The 14,607-nt window shown below is 36.8% G+C and carries 18 protein-coding genes; 3 read left to right on the plus strand and 15 right to left on the minus strand.

Annotated features, from left to right (window positions below; translation table 11 throughout):
- Positions 1–105: 105 nt before the first annotated feature.
- Positions 106–636, minus strand: a complete 531-nt coding sequence (locus tag ACZZZK_RS09580; protein WP_056852025.1) for a DUF7935 family protein — start codon at positions 634–636, stop codon at positions 106–108.
- A gap of 91 nt (positions 637–727) precedes the next feature.
- Here ACZZZK_RS09580 and ACZZZK_RS09585 point away from each other — a divergent pair, with 91 nt between their 5' ends.
- Both ACZZZK_RS09585 and ACZZZK_RS09590 read left to right on the plus strand, forming a co-directional pair.
- The gene (locus tag ACZZZK_RS09585; RefSeq protein WP_010601380.1) at positions 728–1,081 is read left to right on the plus strand and encodes a HesB/IscA family protein; all 354 of its coding nucleotides are present in this window, start codon (positions 728–730) and stop codon (positions 1,079–1,081) included.
- A gap of 102 nt (positions 1,082–1,183) precedes the next feature.
- Positions 1,184–2,413, plus strand: coding sequence for an ABC transporter permease (locus tag ACZZZK_RS09590; RefSeq protein ID WP_463483921.1), 1,230 nt, complete (start codon positions 1,184–1,186; stop codon positions 2,411–2,413).
- 24 nt (positions 2,414–2,437) lie between these two features.
- Here the strand turns inward: ACZZZK_RS09590 and ACZZZK_RS09595 are convergent, their stop codons facing one another.
- From ACZZZK_RS09595 to ACZZZK_RS09615, 5 genes are all read right to left on the minus strand, one after another.
- Positions 2,438–3,109, minus strand: a complete 672-nt coding sequence (locus ACZZZK_RS09595; protein WP_463483922.1) for a tyrosine-protein phosphatase — start codon at positions 3,107–3,109, stop codon at positions 2,438–2,440.
- Between the two features lie 83 nt (positions 3,110–3,192).
- Positions 3,193–3,750 carry a hypothetical protein gene (locus tag ACZZZK_RS09600; RefSeq protein ID WP_463483923.1) on the minus strand — a complete coding sequence of 186 codons (558 nt, stop codon included), beginning with the start codon at positions 3,748–3,750 and terminating at the stop codon, positions 3,193–3,195.
- Positions 3,751–4,773, minus strand: a complete 1,023-nt coding sequence (gene galE, locus ACZZZK_RS09605; protein ID WP_463483924.1) for a UDP-glucose 4-epimerase GalE — start codon at positions 4,771–4,773, stop codon at positions 3,751–3,753. It lies immediately after the preceding gene.
- Positions 4,774–4,775: 2 nt separating this feature from the next.
- The gene (locus ACZZZK_RS09610) at positions 4,776–5,765 is read right to left on the minus strand and encodes a UDP-glucuronic acid decarboxylase family protein (protein ID WP_463483925.1); all 990 of its coding nucleotides are present in this window, start codon (positions 5,763–5,765) and stop codon (positions 4,776–4,778) included.
- 1 nt (position 5,766) lies between these two features.
- On the minus strand, positions 5,767–7,077 hold the full coding sequence (locus tag ACZZZK_RS09615; protein ID WP_463483926.1) for a UDP-glucose dehydrogenase family protein: 1,311 nt from the start codon (positions 7,075–7,077) through the stop codon (positions 5,767–5,769).
- 63 nt (positions 7,078–7,140) lie between these two features.
- Here ACZZZK_RS09615 and ACZZZK_RS09620 point away from each other — a divergent pair, with 63 nt between their 5' ends.
- Positions 7,141–8,358, plus strand: coding sequence for a 3-deoxy-D-manno-octulosonic acid transferase (locus ACZZZK_RS09620; RefSeq protein ID WP_463483927.1), 1,218 nt, complete (start codon positions 7,141–7,143; stop codon positions 8,356–8,358).
- Here the strand turns inward: ACZZZK_RS09620 and ACZZZK_RS09625 are convergent.
- The 9 genes from ACZZZK_RS09625 to ACZZZK_RS09665 form a co-directional block, all read right to left on the minus strand.
- The gene (locus tag ACZZZK_RS09625) at positions 8,351–8,857 is read right to left on the minus strand and encodes a gluconokinase (protein WP_463483928.1); all 507 of its coding nucleotides are present in this window, start codon (positions 8,855–8,857) and stop codon (positions 8,351–8,353) included. The genes ACZZZK_RS09620 and ACZZZK_RS09625 overlap by 8 nt on opposite strands.
- Positions 8,858–8,865: 8 nt before the next feature.
- A complete protein-coding gene (gene hemH / locus ACZZZK_RS09630; protein WP_463483929.1) occupies positions 8,866–9,876 on the minus strand; it encodes a ferrochelatase in 1,011 nt (336 codons plus the stop codon).
- 95 nt (positions 9,877–9,971) lie between these two features.
- Complete coding sequence (locus ACZZZK_RS09635; protein WP_463483930.1) at positions 9,972–10,646, minus strand: fatty acid desaturase; 675 nt, start codon at positions 10,644–10,646, stop codon at positions 9,972–9,974.
- An 84-nt stretch (positions 10,647–10,730) separates the two neighbouring features.
- The gene (locus tag ACZZZK_RS09640) at positions 10,731–11,582 is read right to left on the minus strand and encodes a 4-hydroxy-3-methylbut-2-enyl diphosphate reductase (RefSeq protein WP_463483931.1); all 852 of its coding nucleotides are present in this window, start codon (positions 11,580–11,582) and stop codon (positions 10,731–10,733) included.
- A gap of 18 nt (positions 11,583–11,600) precedes the next feature.
- Positions 11,601–11,882, minus strand: a complete 282-nt coding sequence (locus ACZZZK_RS09645; RefSeq protein WP_463483932.1) for a Txe/YoeB family addiction module toxin — start codon at positions 11,880–11,882, stop codon at positions 11,601–11,603.
- Positions 11,864–12,073: a DUF2683 family protein gene (locus ACZZZK_RS09650; RefSeq protein WP_463483933.1), complete on the minus strand. Its 210-nt coding sequence runs from the start codon at positions 12,071–12,073 to the stop codon at positions 11,864–11,866. The genes ACZZZK_RS09645 and ACZZZK_RS09650 overlap by 19 nt, the downstream gene beginning before the upstream one ends.
- 28 nt (positions 12,074–12,101) lie before the next feature.
- Positions 12,102–12,776 (minus strand): carotenoid biosynthesis protein, encoded by a 675-nt coding sequence (locus ACZZZK_RS09655; protein WP_463483934.1) that lies wholly within the window; start codon positions 12,774–12,776, stop codon positions 12,102–12,104.
- Complete coding sequence (locus tag ACZZZK_RS09660) at positions 12,746–13,843, minus strand: glycosyltransferase (protein ID WP_463483935.1); 1,098 nt, start codon at positions 13,841–13,843, stop codon at positions 12,746–12,748. Before ACZZZK_RS09660 ends, ACZZZK_RS09655 begins: the two co-directional genes overlap by 31 nt.
- Positions 13,840–14,463 carry a 1-acyl-sn-glycerol-3-phosphate acyltransferase gene (locus ACZZZK_RS09665; protein WP_463483936.1) on the minus strand — a complete coding sequence of 208 codons (624 nt, stop codon included), beginning with the start codon at positions 14,461–14,463 and terminating at the stop codon, positions 13,840–13,842. Before ACZZZK_RS09665 ends, ACZZZK_RS09660 begins: the two co-directional genes overlap by 4 nt.
- Positions 14,464–14,607: the final 144 nt, after the last annotated feature.

The following is a 14,607-nucleotide window of genomic DNA, read 5'->3' on the forward strand; positions in this document are numbered from 1 at the left end:
TAGGCCTTGTCGATTTGTGAACTGATCGCTACTTGTAATATCACTAAATCAATTAATACTTCTTTTTAAATTGATCAACTTTAAAGCCAATCGCTTATTATCAATTTAGAATAGCTTCTGAATATCTTTTTTGATCAACTCTATAGTCAAATCATAAGGATTTTCATCAATACTGGCCATGTGTTGTAAAATCGCTTTACTTAATTCAATACCATTTGCATCAGCAGGTAATCCTTGCACAGCATTATTAATCATAGCGATGGTATCATCCTTAAGTTTTCGTACCACATTCCAGGTTACGCTATCTACATAGAGCTGTTGCGTAATGTTATGTTGATATTCGGACCGCACCTCATTTAAAATTCCGGCTTGTAATGTTCCAATGCCTATCCCTTGTTGATGGAGGCGTACTAACAAATTAGCAGGATTGATGCGATCAGTAAAAATGATCAATCGTTCGTGTGCCTGTAAGCGCAACGGTAATAAATGTGCTCTACTTTCCTTATTAAGTTCAATATTTTTTAAGTTGAAAAAACGTTGTATATCGTTCTTTAAAATATAATAAACCGCCATCAAGGCTAAAAAGATACCTGCAAATAGAATAACTATATCTGTTAAAATCTGTTGAATATTCATACTATTGTTTAAATACGGTAATATTAACCCACCGTTAAAAGCAAAAATGTGCATTATTATTTATATTTGTAACAGATAAAATTTAAATAACATGAGCACAACAGTTGATACATCATTTGCACCAGTTACTTTTTCGGAAGGTGCAGCAAAAGAGTTATATAAATTAAAAGATCAGCAGGAGATTAGTGAGGATTATGGTTTACGTGTAGGCGTTGAAGGTGGTGGCTGCGCTGGAATGAACTACGTTTTAGGCTTCGACCAGAAAAAAGAAGGCGATCAGGAATTTTTTATTGATGGCATTAAGGTTTTTATGAACAAAGCACATCAAATGTACCTGATGGGTATGATGATTGACTGGCAAGATGGTTTAAACTCTCGCGGTTTTACATTCGTTAACCCGAATGCTACAAGCACTTGCGGTTGCGGAACGAGTTTCTCGGCATAAATAAAATATTATTGTAACATATAGTGCGGTCCCTTTGTCTAAACATCGGGACTTTTTTTATTTTTACAGGCTTTGTCCGCCAAACGCTTATCGCAATACTAAATGAACTACAGAGAAAACATCAGACTGGCATTAGAATCTATCAAGGGCAATCGCTTACGCACCATGCTTACTGCCCTAATTATTGCCATAGGTTTAATGGCTCTGGTAGGTATTTTAACCACTCTTGATGCTGTAAAGAAAAGTATGACTGATGCTTTTAGTAGCATGGGTGCCAACTCATTTACAATTAGAAACCGCGGAACAGGAATTAGAATTGGAAACGGAAAAAGACCAAAACCTTTTAAATCTATCCGTTATGAAGATGCCGTTAAATTTAAAAATGGCTTAAATGCCCCGGCTACGGTTGCCGTTAGTGTTTTTGCCAGCGGTGGTTCTACCGTAAAGTATGGTACATTAAAAACAAATCCTAACATTAACGTTCAGGGTATAGATGAGAATGGATTAGCTTCGCAAGGCTTGAGTTTATCAGAAGGTAGAAACTTCGGACTTTCTGAAGTTGCCATGGGAAGCAATGTGTGTATTGTTGGAGGAGAAGTTGTAGAACGACTTTTTAAGGATTCTGATCCGATGGATAAGTTGATCAACGTTGGAAACAATCGTTTTAAAATTATCGGCGTGTTGGCAAAAAAAGGTTCTAGTATGGGGTTTAGCGGAGATAGGGCAGTATATGTTCCTTTGTTAAAAGCCAAACAGATTAATGCCAACGCTAATCCATCTTACACCATCACTGTAATGGTATCTGATAATAATGATCAGGAAAATGTAATTGGCGAATCGACAGCGTTATTTAGAAATATCCGTAAAGTAAAAATTGGCGAGGGCAATAATTTTGAAATTACCAAGAGCGATGCCATTGCGCAAACCTTATTCGAAAACCTGGCTTTTGTTGCCGTTGGCGGCGTAGCGATCGGTATTATTACTTTACTGGGCGCTTCTATTGGTTTGATGAATATTATGCTGGTAAGTGTTACTGAGCGTACACGTGAAATCGGAATCAGAAAAGCCATTGGTGCTAATCCTCAGGTTATTCGCAGACAATTTCTAATTGAGGCTGTGGTAATTTGCCTAATGGGCGGGGTATTAGGTATATTTTTAGGCATTGTTTTAGGAAATGTGATATCATTAGCCATGGGCGGTACCTTCATTATTCCATGGTTTTTCATTATCGGAGGCTTTGCCCTTTGTGTGTTGGTAGGAATCGTTTCCGGATACTATCCAGCAAAAAAAGCCTCGAAATTAGATCCTGTTGAGGCTTTAAGATATGAATAAGCCCCAATTTCGCAAACTGGCTGATTAAATCAACACATTATTTAGCTGATGCTGGCTTAGTAGGCGCTGCATTATTGGAGTAGTCAAGCTATCTTCCAGCGCAGCTGCATGTTTTAAGTGGTGCATGTCGCTTCCAATAAAATCAACCAAATGGTTTTCGGCCATTTCTTCAGCAACTTTTTTGGCACCGGAGCCATAATATCCTGTTAAGGCAATTGAATTCACTTGCAACAAACAACCAGTTTCTTTGATCTGGCTATAATTTTCTAAACTGCCGTAGTAGTATGGATAGCGTTCGGGATGAGCAAGCACCGGTTTATAACCTGCATCTTGCATCATTTTTATCGTGTCGAATAAATTTTGAGGCGCATTGATATAAGAAAGTTCAAAGAGCAAGTAATTGCTACCAAAAGTGAGCACTTCTTTTTGCTTAACTTTCTTCTCTAATGTTTCATCTAGATAATATTCGGCGGCGGCGTCAACCTCCAAATCAAGCTGAATTTCTTGTAAACCTTTCCTTAAAATATCTAAACTGCGATTAATGGTATCAGGCGTATTGCGAAAATAATCGGCCATGATATGTGGGGTGGCAATTAGTTTTTTAAATCCCAATGATTTGAACTTTTTAGCCAGTAGAATCGAATCATTTATGGTTTGTGCACCATCATCTATCCCAGGAATAATATGAGAATGCATATCAGTTCCAATATTTGAAAAGTTAAATTCGGGAACTATTTTTTTCTTCTTAAACAATCCGAACATAGCGATAGATCATGACTTTAACTTAATTCTTTTGGCAAATTTGATGCTTCGGCTGCCGCTGCTAATTTAGAAGAATAGATTTTATCGAGCAAATTATTTAAGCTTTCGCTTAAATCAAACTGCAAATCTTCATGCAGTTTCTTGTACTTATTAATGGTTATTGCAACTGTTTTAATGTAAAACGATGAAAACAAAATCATATAATCGCGATAGCCAAAAATAGATTTTCGGTAATCGAAAGGAACGACATTTAGAATGAAGAGCTTCAGTTCTACTTCTCCGATAGGATCTTTTGTAACCTTATAAAAATGGTTAACCGATGTGATCATTTTTCTCACTTTAACTAAAGCCTCTTTTGCATTGAGTTTTCTAAGTTCAGAAACTTGTTCGCTCACATCGGTTTTTATTTTTTCTTTGCGATCTTCCAGATCACTTTCACTTTCTAAAAGTTTGTAGTGAAGATGTTCTGTGAGCACTTTATCTTTGGCTATTAAACGCAATAAGAGCTTATCTTTTTCTTTGATAGGCAAATCTGTAATTGCCGTTTTTAGATCTTTGTGCTCTGATAATTTCATTTAAAAAGGGTTAGCCTTGATGTATTTTTCCCACTCCCAAGCCGAACGCATCATTTCATTGATATCAAGATTTGCTTTCCAGCCTAATTCATTATTTGATTTTTGCACATCGCCAAAAATCTGTACAATATCACCAGCTCTTCTTGGTCCGATTTTGTAATTAAGTTTTTCTCTGGTAACATTTTCAAAGGCTGAAATAATTTCCAAAACTGATGATCCTTTACCCGTTCCGATATTGAAAACCTCATAATTTGAGTTTGCTTTACCATCTTCGAGACGTTTTATGGCAGCAACGTGAGCTTTGGCTAAATCTACCACGTGAATGTAATCGCGAATGGCAGAACCATCAGGTGTTTCATAGTCATCGCCATATACTGTAATCGGACCACGTTTACCAATAGCCGATTGTGTGATGAAAGGAACCAAATTTGCCGGAACACCATTTGGCAATTCTCCTATCAATGCAGTTTCATGTGCGCCAACCGGATTGAAATAACGCAAAGCAATTACATTTAAATCTGGAGTAACCGCAGCCGTTTCGGCTAAAATTTCTTCGGCAATTTGCTTCGTATTTCCATATGGCGACTCTGCTTTTTTAACCTCAGCAGCTTCAGTTACTGGTAGGCTATCTGGCTGACCGTAAACCGTACAAGATGATGAAAATACAAAATCAATTTTTTTATTGAATGATACAAGGAGGTTGATTAGCCCATAAAAATTATTTTTATAATATTTTAAAGGTTTTTCTACCGATTCTCCAACTGCTTTTGAAGCCGCGAAGTGGATAATGCCTGTGATATCGGTATTATTTTCCGCGAAATCCTGTACAGCTTTATCATCCTGAAGATCAATTTCTACAAACTCAAACCACTTACCAGTAATGGCATGCAATTGGGTTAAAATTTTAATGTTCGAGTTCGAAAGATTATCAACGATAATCACTTCATAACCTGCATTATGCAACTCTACTACGGTGTGCGAACCAATATATCCTGTTCCGCCGGTAACTAATATCTTTGACATTTTTAACGGTTAAATGTGGTAAAATCTTTATGATCTATTTTCGCTAAAGCCTCTGGAGGCAATGATTTAAAATATTCGTAGGTAATTTTTAGTCCTTCTGCACGTCCTACTTTTGGCTCCCATCCTAAAATTTCTCTTGCTTTGGTGATATCAGGTCTTCTTTGCTTTGGATCGTCCTGAGGAAGCTCCTTATAAACTATTTTTTGTGATGTTCCTGTAAGCTTGATAATCTCTTCGCAGAACTGTTTGATGGTAATTTCATCTGGATTACCGATATTCATTGGTTGGGCATAATCGCTCATCAACAGGCGGTAAATCCCTTCTATTAAGTCATCAACATAACAAAAAGAACGGGTTTGACTACCATCACCGAAGACAGTTAAATCTTCGCCCCGTAATGCCTGACCAATAAATGCTGGTAAAACCCGACCATCATTTAGTCGCATTCTTGGTCCGTAAGTATTAAATATCCTTACGATTCTGGTTTCTACGCCATGGAAAGTATGGTAAGCCATGGTGATGGCTTCCTGAAAACGCTTTGCTTCATCGTAAACCCCACGAGGACCTACCGGGTTTACATTTCCCCAATATTCTTCGGGCTGTGGGTTTACACTTGGATCACCATAAACTTCGGAAGTTGAAGCAATAAGCATTCGGGCACTTTTGTTTCTGGCCAAGCCTAATAAATTGTGCGTTCCCAATGAACCAACCTTCAACGTTTGAATGGGGATTTTTAAGTAATCAATCGGGCTAGCTGGCGAAGCAAAATGTAAAATATAATCAAGCTTGCCAGGAATGTGCACAAATTTGGATACATCGTGATTGTAAAATTCAAAATTTTCCAGCTTGAACAGATGTTCTATATTTGCCAGATCTCCGGTAATCAAATTATCCATCCCGATCACATGGAAATCTTCTTTTATAAACCTATCGCATAAATGCGAGCCTAAAAAACCTGCTGCGCCGGTGATTAAAATCTTCTTTTTGCCCATGTTAATCTATTAGCTTTCTTCCTATGCTGTTATAATAGTAACCAAGATCGATCATTTTTTGCAAATCGTATAAATTGCGACCATCAAAAACTACTTTACTTTTTAAGGCTTCATCAATTTTATCGAAATCAGGATTTCTAAAAACCGACCATTCTGTAGCAATAAGCAATGCATCTGCATTTTCTAAGGCTTCATATTGGTTTTTAGCATAATTCACTTTATCACCTATGGTATTTTTTACATTCCCCATTGCTTCCGGATCGAAAACCGTTACAGTTGCACCGTTGGCAACCAGTGAATCAATAATATATAAAGCCGGCGCTTCGCGGATATCATCCGTTTCTGGTTTAAAAGCCAGACCCCAAAGAGCAAAATGCTTGCCTTTAATATCGTTTTTGTAATATTTTAACACCTTATCAACTAAGATGGTTTTCTGTCGTTCATTAACCTCCATCACCGATTTTAAAATCTGGAAATCATATTTGTAATCATCCGAAGATTTAACCAGCGCCTGGACATCTTTTGGGAAACAAGAGCCACCATAACCTACACCTGGAAATAAAAAGCGCTTTCCAATCCGGTCATCAGAACCGATTCCTTTTCTAACGGCATCAACATCAGCACCTACTAACTCGCAGAGATTTGCAATTTCGTTCATGAAGGTGATTTTAGTGGCTAAAAAAGAATTTGCAGCATATTTTGTTAATTCAGAAGAACGCTCATCCATAAAAAGAATGGGGTTTCCCTGGCGAACATAAGGACCATAAAGTTCGGCCATTATTTTTTTTGCTTTCTCACTTCTGGTACCAAGCACCACACGGTCTGGCTTCATGAAATCATCAACAGCAACACCCTCTCTTAAAAATTCTGGGTTCGAAACCACATCAACCTCAATACTAGTATTCTCCGTGAAAACCGCTTTTACTTTATCGGCCGTCCCTACCGGAACGGTAGATTTGTTGACAATGATTTTGTACTCTGTGATTAGCTTTGAAATGTCTTTTGCTGCACCTAAAATATAAGATAAATCTGCAGCCCCATCTCCACCCGGAGGCGTTGGCAAAGCCATGAAAATAATTTGAGCATCCTTTATTGCATCGGCCAAAATTGTGGTAAAGGTTAGCCGACCTTGTTCTATGTTTCTATGGAATAATAAATCTAAACCAGGTTCGTAAATGGGAACCTCGCCGTTCTGCATTTTCAGAACTTTATCCTCATTTATATCCACACAAATCACATCGTTTCCTGTCTCGGCTAAACATGTTCCGGTAACCAATCCTACATATCCGGTACCAATAACGGCTATCTTCATATATTTTTAAGCTTTTTAAATATATTCGTTTTATCTTGGCCACGAAGATAGGAATTTACAACAATGCTTTTGCTTTACATATTAGGAATTAGAGTTTACCATGTGATTATTTTGATTTTTTCGCTGTTTAATAGCAAAGCGAAATTATTTATAAAGGGCCGTAAAAACCTTTTTAATGAAATAAAGCAAAAGGTGGATGCTGGAGAAAAACATGTTTGGCTTCACTTCGCTTCATTGGGAGAATTTGAACAAGGAAGGCCAGTATTAGAAAAACTTAAGGTCCTTTTTCCAGCAAAAAAGATTTTAGTAACGTTTTTTTCTCCTTCGGGATATGAGATTAGAAAAAACTATGCGCTTGCAGATGTTTTTTACCTTCCTATCGATACTGCTCATAACGCCAAGCGATTTCTGGACTTGATTAATCCGGAGATGGCTATCTTCACTAAGTATGAATTCTGGCATTTTTATTTCAAAGAATTAAATAACCGCAACATTCCACTCTATGTGATTTCAGGAATTTTTAGACCAAACCAAGTTTTTTTCAAATGGTATGGAAGTTTTTATCGCCAGATTTTAAAAGCAGTTTCCTATTTCTTTGTTCAGAACGAGGAAAGTAAAAAGCTCCTGAGCTCAATTGGATTGGTTAACGCGGTAGTTAGCGGCGACACCCGTTTTGATCGGGTTTATGAAAACGCTAAATCCCCTAGAAAGCTTACAGAAGTAGAAGATTTTATCGGTAATTCACCGACATTAATTTGTGGAAGTACCTGGCCGGAAGACGAAAAATTTTTATCGGCTTTGCCTAAGAAATATCCTGATTGGAAATTTATTATTGCACCACATGAAATTCATGAAAGCCATATTGAAAGTATAGAAAAGCAATTTCCTCTTGGCAGTGTGCGGTTTTCAGTTCTCAATTCTAATAATCAAACGCCAAACGCCGAATACCAAACGCTCATTGTAGACAACATTGGTATGCTTTCTTCTTTGTATCAATACGGGAAATTGGCTTATATTGGTGGTGGTTTTGGAGCTGGAATACATAATACGCTTGAAGCTGCGGCATTCGGTTTACCTGTAATTTTTGGCCCGAAGTACGATAAATTCCAGGAAGCTAAAGATTTGATTGTAATAGGTGCGGCAAAAAGTATTTCTTCTGGTGATGAGTTACTAACTGCATTTGAATCGTTCGCAGCAAACGAAATTGCTCCGATTGCTGCTAAAAAATATGTAGATGACCAAAAGGGGGCAACGGATAAGATTATTTCAATGATTATTTAACCAAACCAGCCTTAACAACATCATCCACAATTTCTGAAACTTCCTGGTCTATAGATACAATAAACACATCCTTTTCATCGGCTTGCGGTTCTTCCAAAGTATCAAACTGGCTTTGCAATAGACTACTTGGCATATATTGGTGAGAGCGTTTTGAAATCCGATCAAAAATTAGCTCATAACTTCCCTTTAAATAAATGAAACCCATTTTCGGATTGGTCGCTCTTAAAATATCACGGTATTTACGTTTCAATGCTGAGCACGCAATAATGCAGGTGGTTCCATGTTCAGCATGATCATGACCAACCTTTGCGATAAGATTTAACCAATCCAACCGATCTTCATCAGTAAGCGGAATGCCGGCAGCCATTTTATCTACATTTCGTTGCGTATGCAAATTATCACCGTCAATAAATTCAGCGTTGAGGTTTGGGGCAAGGGACTTACCAATAACCGTTTTGCCACTACCAGAAACCCCCATTAAAATGATAAATCTTGCCATTCTTTAATTTATTTAACCATCCCGGCAAGTGCCTCGATAAATACCGGACTATCATTTAAACTTTCTACCAACTGAACGTGTTCGCCACCTAAAGCTCTAAATTCTTCATGGTATTCTACTGTAATTTCGTATAGTGTTTCTAAGCAATCGGCTACAAAAGCAGGACTAAAAACAAGTAAACGTTTTTTCCCCTCAGCGGCTAATTTCTTTAAAACATCGGTTGTGTAAGGTTGCACCCAAGGTTCTTTACCTAAACGAGATTGAAAACAAACAGTATATTTTTCTTTTGGTAAGTTCAATTCGGCCGCAATTAGTCGAGCGGTATCATGACCTTGAGCTGAGTAACAAAATTTATTTGTATCGTTTAATGTCTGGCAGCAATCAGCAGTCTTTAAGCAATAGCTTCCGGTATGATCACATTTAAGCAATTGCCTTTCTGGTAATCCATGAAAACTAAATAAAACATGATCATAATTTTCTACCCCATGCTTGCGGGCATTTTCTGCGAACAGTTTAATCATTAACTCATTATCATGAAAGGAGTTAACAAAAGATATTGGCGGTACTGTTTGCCACTTGCTTACCAGCTCCATCACCAATTGGATAACGGAACCAGAACTCGCCGAAGCATATTGAGGAAACATTGGGATCACTTGGATGCTTTCTACCAAACCTGCTTTTAAGTTAGCCAACGCCAAAGCTATGGAAGGACTTTGGTAACGCATAGCCAACTCCACATGATAATCATCACCTAATCTTACTTGCAACATTTTTGCCTGCAAGCGACTATAATACAATAGTGGCGAGCCATTTTCATTCCATATTTCTTTGTATAATTTGGCTGTTTTAGGGCTTCGGAACGGAACAATAATGCCTTTCACCAATAATGTTCTGTTTAATTTAGGAATATCGATTACCCTTTCGTCCATCAAAAACTGATCGAGATATTTTCTCACATCTGCAGTTTGTGGACTATCGGGTGTTCCTAAATTTACCAGTAAAATTCCCTTCTTGCTCATTTAATTCTAGAATATGTTTTGTGCCGCAAATATCGCTTTTTTAGCGTCAAATTTGGTGTAGTAAGTATCAAGATTTGGTAAAAACCCTTTTTAATCTATTTAGTTTTATACAATTGCCACCAAGGCATATGCGGCTTTTGATGATGTTCTAAATGGTAACCAAAAAAATAGCAAGTAATAAAAGCTATAAAATGGTTTTTCTGCAAGGTTGATGCATGATACTCGTTGTCATGTTCGCCCCGGTGAGGCACATAAGTGCCGAAATAGAAAAGCTGAAACGTACTGAGCAATGAGGGTAGCACCCAAAAAAGCAGCAAATTTTCTTGTTTCACCCAGATTTGAAGAACATTAAAAGCGACCGCCATGATTACCAACTGAATAATGGTAACGTAGTTCATCATGAAGCTAAAATACCATCGCCAAAAACCATGAGGTGCAAAATCAGGATCATTGGCCGTGTGAACGTGATTATGATGATTATGGTGTTTCGAATAAAGTTTATTGTAGAAAAAACCTGCGTAAAGAAATACCGATAAATAGCCAAAAAAATTATTGATGCTTTTATTTGAGGAAATAGTGCCATGCATTGCATCATGAGCGGTGATAAACAAACCGGTGTACAAGTGCATTTGCACAAAAATCATCAGGTAAACTAATGGATTATTCCAAGCAAAATCCCATCTCAAGAGAAAATATAGTGAAAGAAACCAGCATAAGATTACGATAGAAGCTACTATTACACCAAGAAATGAGCTTTGATTTTTTCCCATTGGGACACCTTTAGTATGATTTATAGCTGAACTGCAATAATATTTAAACAGTTAACATTCAAAAAGGTTATCTAAAAATTTGGATTAGTATTGCTCCAACGCATCCTTCACCTTTTCCATTAACCACATTGGAGTTGATGTAGCGCCACAAATCCCCACTTTATCATTTGCTGCAAACCAGTTTTGATCCAACTCCTCTACATTGGAAACGAAATAGGAATTATCGTTATACTTTTTGCAAACATCATAAAGTACCTTTCCGTTGGATGATTTTTTACCCGAAACAAAAACGATTTTATCATAATCTCTTACAAAATTTTCCAATTCTTCGTAACGGTTAGATACTTGTCTGCAAATGGTGTCATTTGCTTTAACGTCATAACCTCTGGATATGAGTTCATCTTTAATATGATAGAACTTATCAGTACTCTTTGTGGTTTGGCTATAAAGGGTAAATTTTGAAGGCAGTTCTACCTGATCTAGCTCTGCTAAATCCTGGAAAACAATTGCTTTTCCGTCTGTTTGGCCTTGCAAACCAATCACTTCAGCATGACCGTGTTTCCCAAAAATCAAAACTTGCTCCTCATCATCATGAGAGTTTTTAATCCTGTTTTGTAGTTTTAATACAACTGGGCAAGAAGCATCGATAAGGGTTAGGTTGTTTTCTAAGGCTAATTGGTAAGTTGAAGGTGCCTCGCCATGCGCCCTGATTAAAACTTTCTCATTTTTAAGGTCTTTCAAAACATCATGATCGATGATTTTCAAACCTTTTTTGGTTAACCTTTCAACTTCTTCGTCGTTATGGACAATATCGCCTAGGCAATATAGATAGCCTTCACTTTCTAAAATATCTTCTGCCATTTCTATCGCATAAACTACGCCGAAGCAAAAGCCTGATGATTTATCGATATTGACTTGTAAGTTTAAATTGCTCATTTTTTTTCTCAGGATTAGTTATTTATCGTGGTAATGTCCAGTAGCAGAAATTACAAATACAGTAATAATCTCTTCATCGATTCTATAGACTAACCTATCTTTTTTATTTATTTGTCTTGACCAATAGCCAGAAAATTGAAATTTTAATTTTTCTGGTTTACCTACACCTGATCCTGGATGAACACTTAATTCTATAAAAATTTGCTGGATTTTTTTTATGGAACCTTTATCTCCTGATTTAAGGATCTCAGCTAATTGTTTTTTAGCTTGATCTGTAATGTCTACAAGATACTTCCCCATATATTTTGAACATCCTTAATCCTGGTTAGACGTCCATTTTTTATATCCTCTTCCCCTTTAGCTATTTCACTTATAAATTCAGGGCTATAGCTTTTCTCTTTTTTAAAAGTTACATTCAATGCTTGTAACACGGCCTCAATAGCCAAAAGCTGCTTTTTATTCTTAGGCTGTACGATTAGTGTTTCCATCATATAAAATTACTTAAATAACTTCGCAAAATTAAGCAAAAATATTTGTTCCGGTTGTCATGTATAAAACAACAAAAAAGATTAACTGCGAAACAAACATAGTAACACCAATGTATTTCTGTTGTTTTAAACCTAAGGCATAATAAAACTTAAGCAATATCACGGAAACGATAAACCAAGCCACAAAATTCTGGCCCGGAATTTCGTGGAGGTCCCAATGCCAATAATCAAATTTCATGGCTACGGGTTCAATAAAATAATCGAGTGTTACCAGCGCCACAGCACCCAGTAACGATGCGATAATGGTATTTCTAACTTTAAAGGTTTTCATCATCTGGCCGATGCTGAAAATTAAAATCACCCAGTTAACCCCCATCAATAGCGGAACTGCTGCAATTTTATAACCCAATGTATCGCCATAATAATAGCTTCCGAAAATTTTACCCGTGTGTACGCCTAAAACTTCTACTAAATAGCCACTGAGGAAAACGCCTGAAACGAATAGCAATAAACGTTTTACATCTGCATTGTAAGAAAAAATAATCACAGCAAACATCAGTAACAAGTGGAAGGGCACTAATCGGGTAAAATAGGGTTGCGTGGCTGGAATCAGAAAGCCAATCATCCCTACCAAATGGAATATAACAATTATAGCAACTGCAATTCTTTTAATTTTTAAATCGCTTTGATCGTTCTGCCCTTCCATGTGCCTTGTTTAAGAATATGTTTTTTTATAGAGATTAATGATATTATTAAAAAGAATAACATCTGTAAAGGATGTAAAATCAAATTTATTAAAACGTTTTGTCCTGATAAATAAGAAATCATCATTCTACTTAAAATGATTAATGTTATTGGTAAGGCAAGCAGATCAAAGTTGAAGTTAAACAACAAAATGATTGGCCCCACAATCACCAAAAGCTGGTAAATTAGCAATATTAAAATGTTATTACCAAAACCTGCAAGCAAATTTTTACTAAAGCCTGAGAGGCACTCAGCAAGGTTTTTATACATCCGGCAATAAATCAGCTGGTTACCTAAAAGTGCTTCAGCGGCGTAATTTGATTGTTTCACCAATTTTATAATCTCTACATCTTCCACTACCTGTTTCTTTACCTGCTCATGCCACTGGTTTTCATGGTAGTTTTTAGTATTGAAAAACATGCATTGCCCACTGGCCGCTGCAAAAGCCGGATTAGCAGAGAACTTAACCAGCCGCAGCGGAAGTAAATTTAACAGGATAAAATGCATTAATGGAACGGTTAGTTTTTCGCCAAGTGTTTTCATTACCTGATTGGTAAAAACACTCAGCAATGCCAGCTGGCCAACTTCCATTCGTTCAACTAAACTGTTGATCAATCCACGTTTTATTGATTCATCTGCATCGAGGAAAAAAAGGTATTTTCCGGTAGCTAATTCAGCCAACTGATGGCAAGCGTAATTTTTTCCCAGCCATCCCGTTGGAAGCACTTTACCCTTAACAACCTTGAAATTGTGATGCTTATTGGCGAAGTTTTCGACTAAGTTGTAGGTATCGTCGGCACTATCATCATCAAGAACAATTACCTCATAATTTTTATAATCCTGGTCACGAATAGATTCTAGCAGAACAAGTATATTTTCAGCTTCATTTCTTGCAGGAATGAGTATTGAAACCTTATCGTGATAATGCTTAACTGTTCGTGGCAGTTTTGGATTAGATAAAAAGTTGAATACTGTTACCGAAAACCTAATCACCAGGAAAATTAAAACTGCGTAAATAAAAATTGTCATTCAGTAATTTGTGTTTGTTTAACAAGCGACTGATCGTAATGTTTATTGTATTCGCTTTTTAATAATTGCAAGCTTACGTACTCTTCGTTAGTCCAATTTTGCAAATAAGTATAGGCAGAAGGTTTTCGTTTTGAAAAATAGTCAATAAAAGTTGCGGCGAACACAACGTTGAGCTTCTTTTTGCTGGCATTGATTACCTGCATCACTCCTTTTTCAAATTTTATAGTTTTTTCATGATTCGAATGTAATTTCCCCTGCGGAAAAATAAGAACCAAATTTTGTGGGTCATCCAGCAGTTTACCAGCATAATCAAGTGTGGCTAATACATCTTTACCCCTCGTTTCTGGCGCAAAGGCTCCGAGGTATTTTAAAAAGCCAACTTTTTTATAGTTATCAGCATTAACCAAAACATGGAATTGTTTCTTAAAAACTTTCTTATTGAGATAAAAGATAAAAAAACCATCCCACCAACTGAAATGATTACTCAGAATAAGAATAGAAGACGCTGTATTTATCGCTGCTTCATCATGTTTATAGGCGGCAAAATCTTTCCGGATGATGAATTGAATATACCAGGAAAAAAAATTAAAGATGATTGTATTCTTTTTGGGCTGATACATGCACGAAAGTTGCAAAAAATTGAGGTGAATTGCAAATGTGTAGCATATAGACTTGTTATAGTCCTCGTTTGTAACGAGGATTAGCGAGACCCACATTTGCAATGTGGCGTAATAGCTTAAACCGATTAAATATTAGCGATACAA

The sequence above is a fragment of the Pedobacter sp. AC163 genome (assembly GCF_979258665.1).

Coding starts and splice junctions, on each gene's coding strand:
- ACZZZK_RS09635 (WP_463483930.1), bottom strand. CDS start 10,646: ATGGGAAAAAATCAAAGCTCATTTCTTGGTGTAATAGTAGCTTCTATC.
- ACZZZK_RS09620 (WP_463483927.1), top strand. CDS start 7,141: ATGCTTTTGCTTTACATATTAGGAATTAGAGTTTACCATGTGATTATT.
- hemH (WP_463483929.1), bottom strand. CDS start 9,876: ATGAGCAAGAAGGGAATTTTACTGGTAAATTTAGGAACACCCGATAGT.
- ACZZZK_RS09655 (WP_463483934.1), bottom strand. CDS start 12,776: ATGGAAGGGCAGAACGATCAAAGCGATTTAAAAATTAAAAGAATTGCA.
- ACZZZK_RS09645 (WP_463483932.1), bottom strand. CDS start 11,882: ATGGGGAAGTATCTTGTAGACATTACAGATCAAGCTAAAAAACAATTA.
- ACZZZK_RS09585 (WP_010601380.1), top strand. CDS start 728: ATGAGCACAACAGTTGATACATCATTTGCACCAGTTACTTTTTCGGAA.
- ACZZZK_RS09650 (WP_463483933.1), bottom strand. CDS start 12,073: ATGATGGAAACACTAATCGTACAGCCTAAGAATAAAAAGCAGCTTTTG.
- ACZZZK_RS09615 (WP_463483926.1), bottom strand. CDS start 7,077: ATGAAGATAGCCGTTATTGGTACCGGATATGTAGGATTGGTTACCGGA.
- ACZZZK_RS09660 (WP_463483935.1), bottom strand. CDS start 13,843: ATGACAATTTTTATTTACGCAGTTTTAATTTTCCTGGTGATTAGGTTT.
- ACZZZK_RS09590 (WP_463483921.1), top strand. CDS start 1,184: ATGAACTACAGAGAAAACATCAGACTGGCATTAGAATCTATCAAGGGC.
- ACZZZK_RS09595 (WP_463483922.1), bottom strand. CDS start 3,109: ATGCATTCTCATATTATTCCTGGGATAGATGATGGTGCACAAACCATA.
- ACZZZK_RS09640 (WP_463483931.1), bottom strand. CDS start 11,582: ATGAGCAATTTAAACTTACAAGTCAATATCGATAAATCATCAGGCTTT.
- ACZZZK_RS09625 (WP_463483928.1), bottom strand. CDS start 8,857: ATGGCAAGATTTATCATTTTAATGGGGGTTTCTGGTAGTGGCAAAACG.
- ACZZZK_RS09580 (WP_056852025.1), bottom strand. CDS start 636: ATGAATATTCAACAGATTTTAACAGATATAGTTATTCTATTTGCAGGT.
- ACZZZK_RS09600 (WP_463483923.1), bottom strand. CDS start 3,750: ATGAAATTATCAGAGCACAAAGATCTAAAAACGGCAATTACAGATTTG.
- ACZZZK_RS09610 (WP_463483925.1), bottom strand. CDS start 5,765: ATGGGCAAAAAGAAGATTTTAATCACCGGCGCAGCAGGTTTTTTAGGC.
- ACZZZK_RS09665 (WP_463483936.1), bottom strand. CDS start 14,463: ATGTATCAGCCCAAAAAGAATACAATCATCTTTAATTTTTTTTCCTGG.
- galE (WP_463483924.1), bottom strand. CDS start 4,773: ATGTCAAAGATATTAGTTACCGGCGGAACAGGATATATTGGTTCGCAC.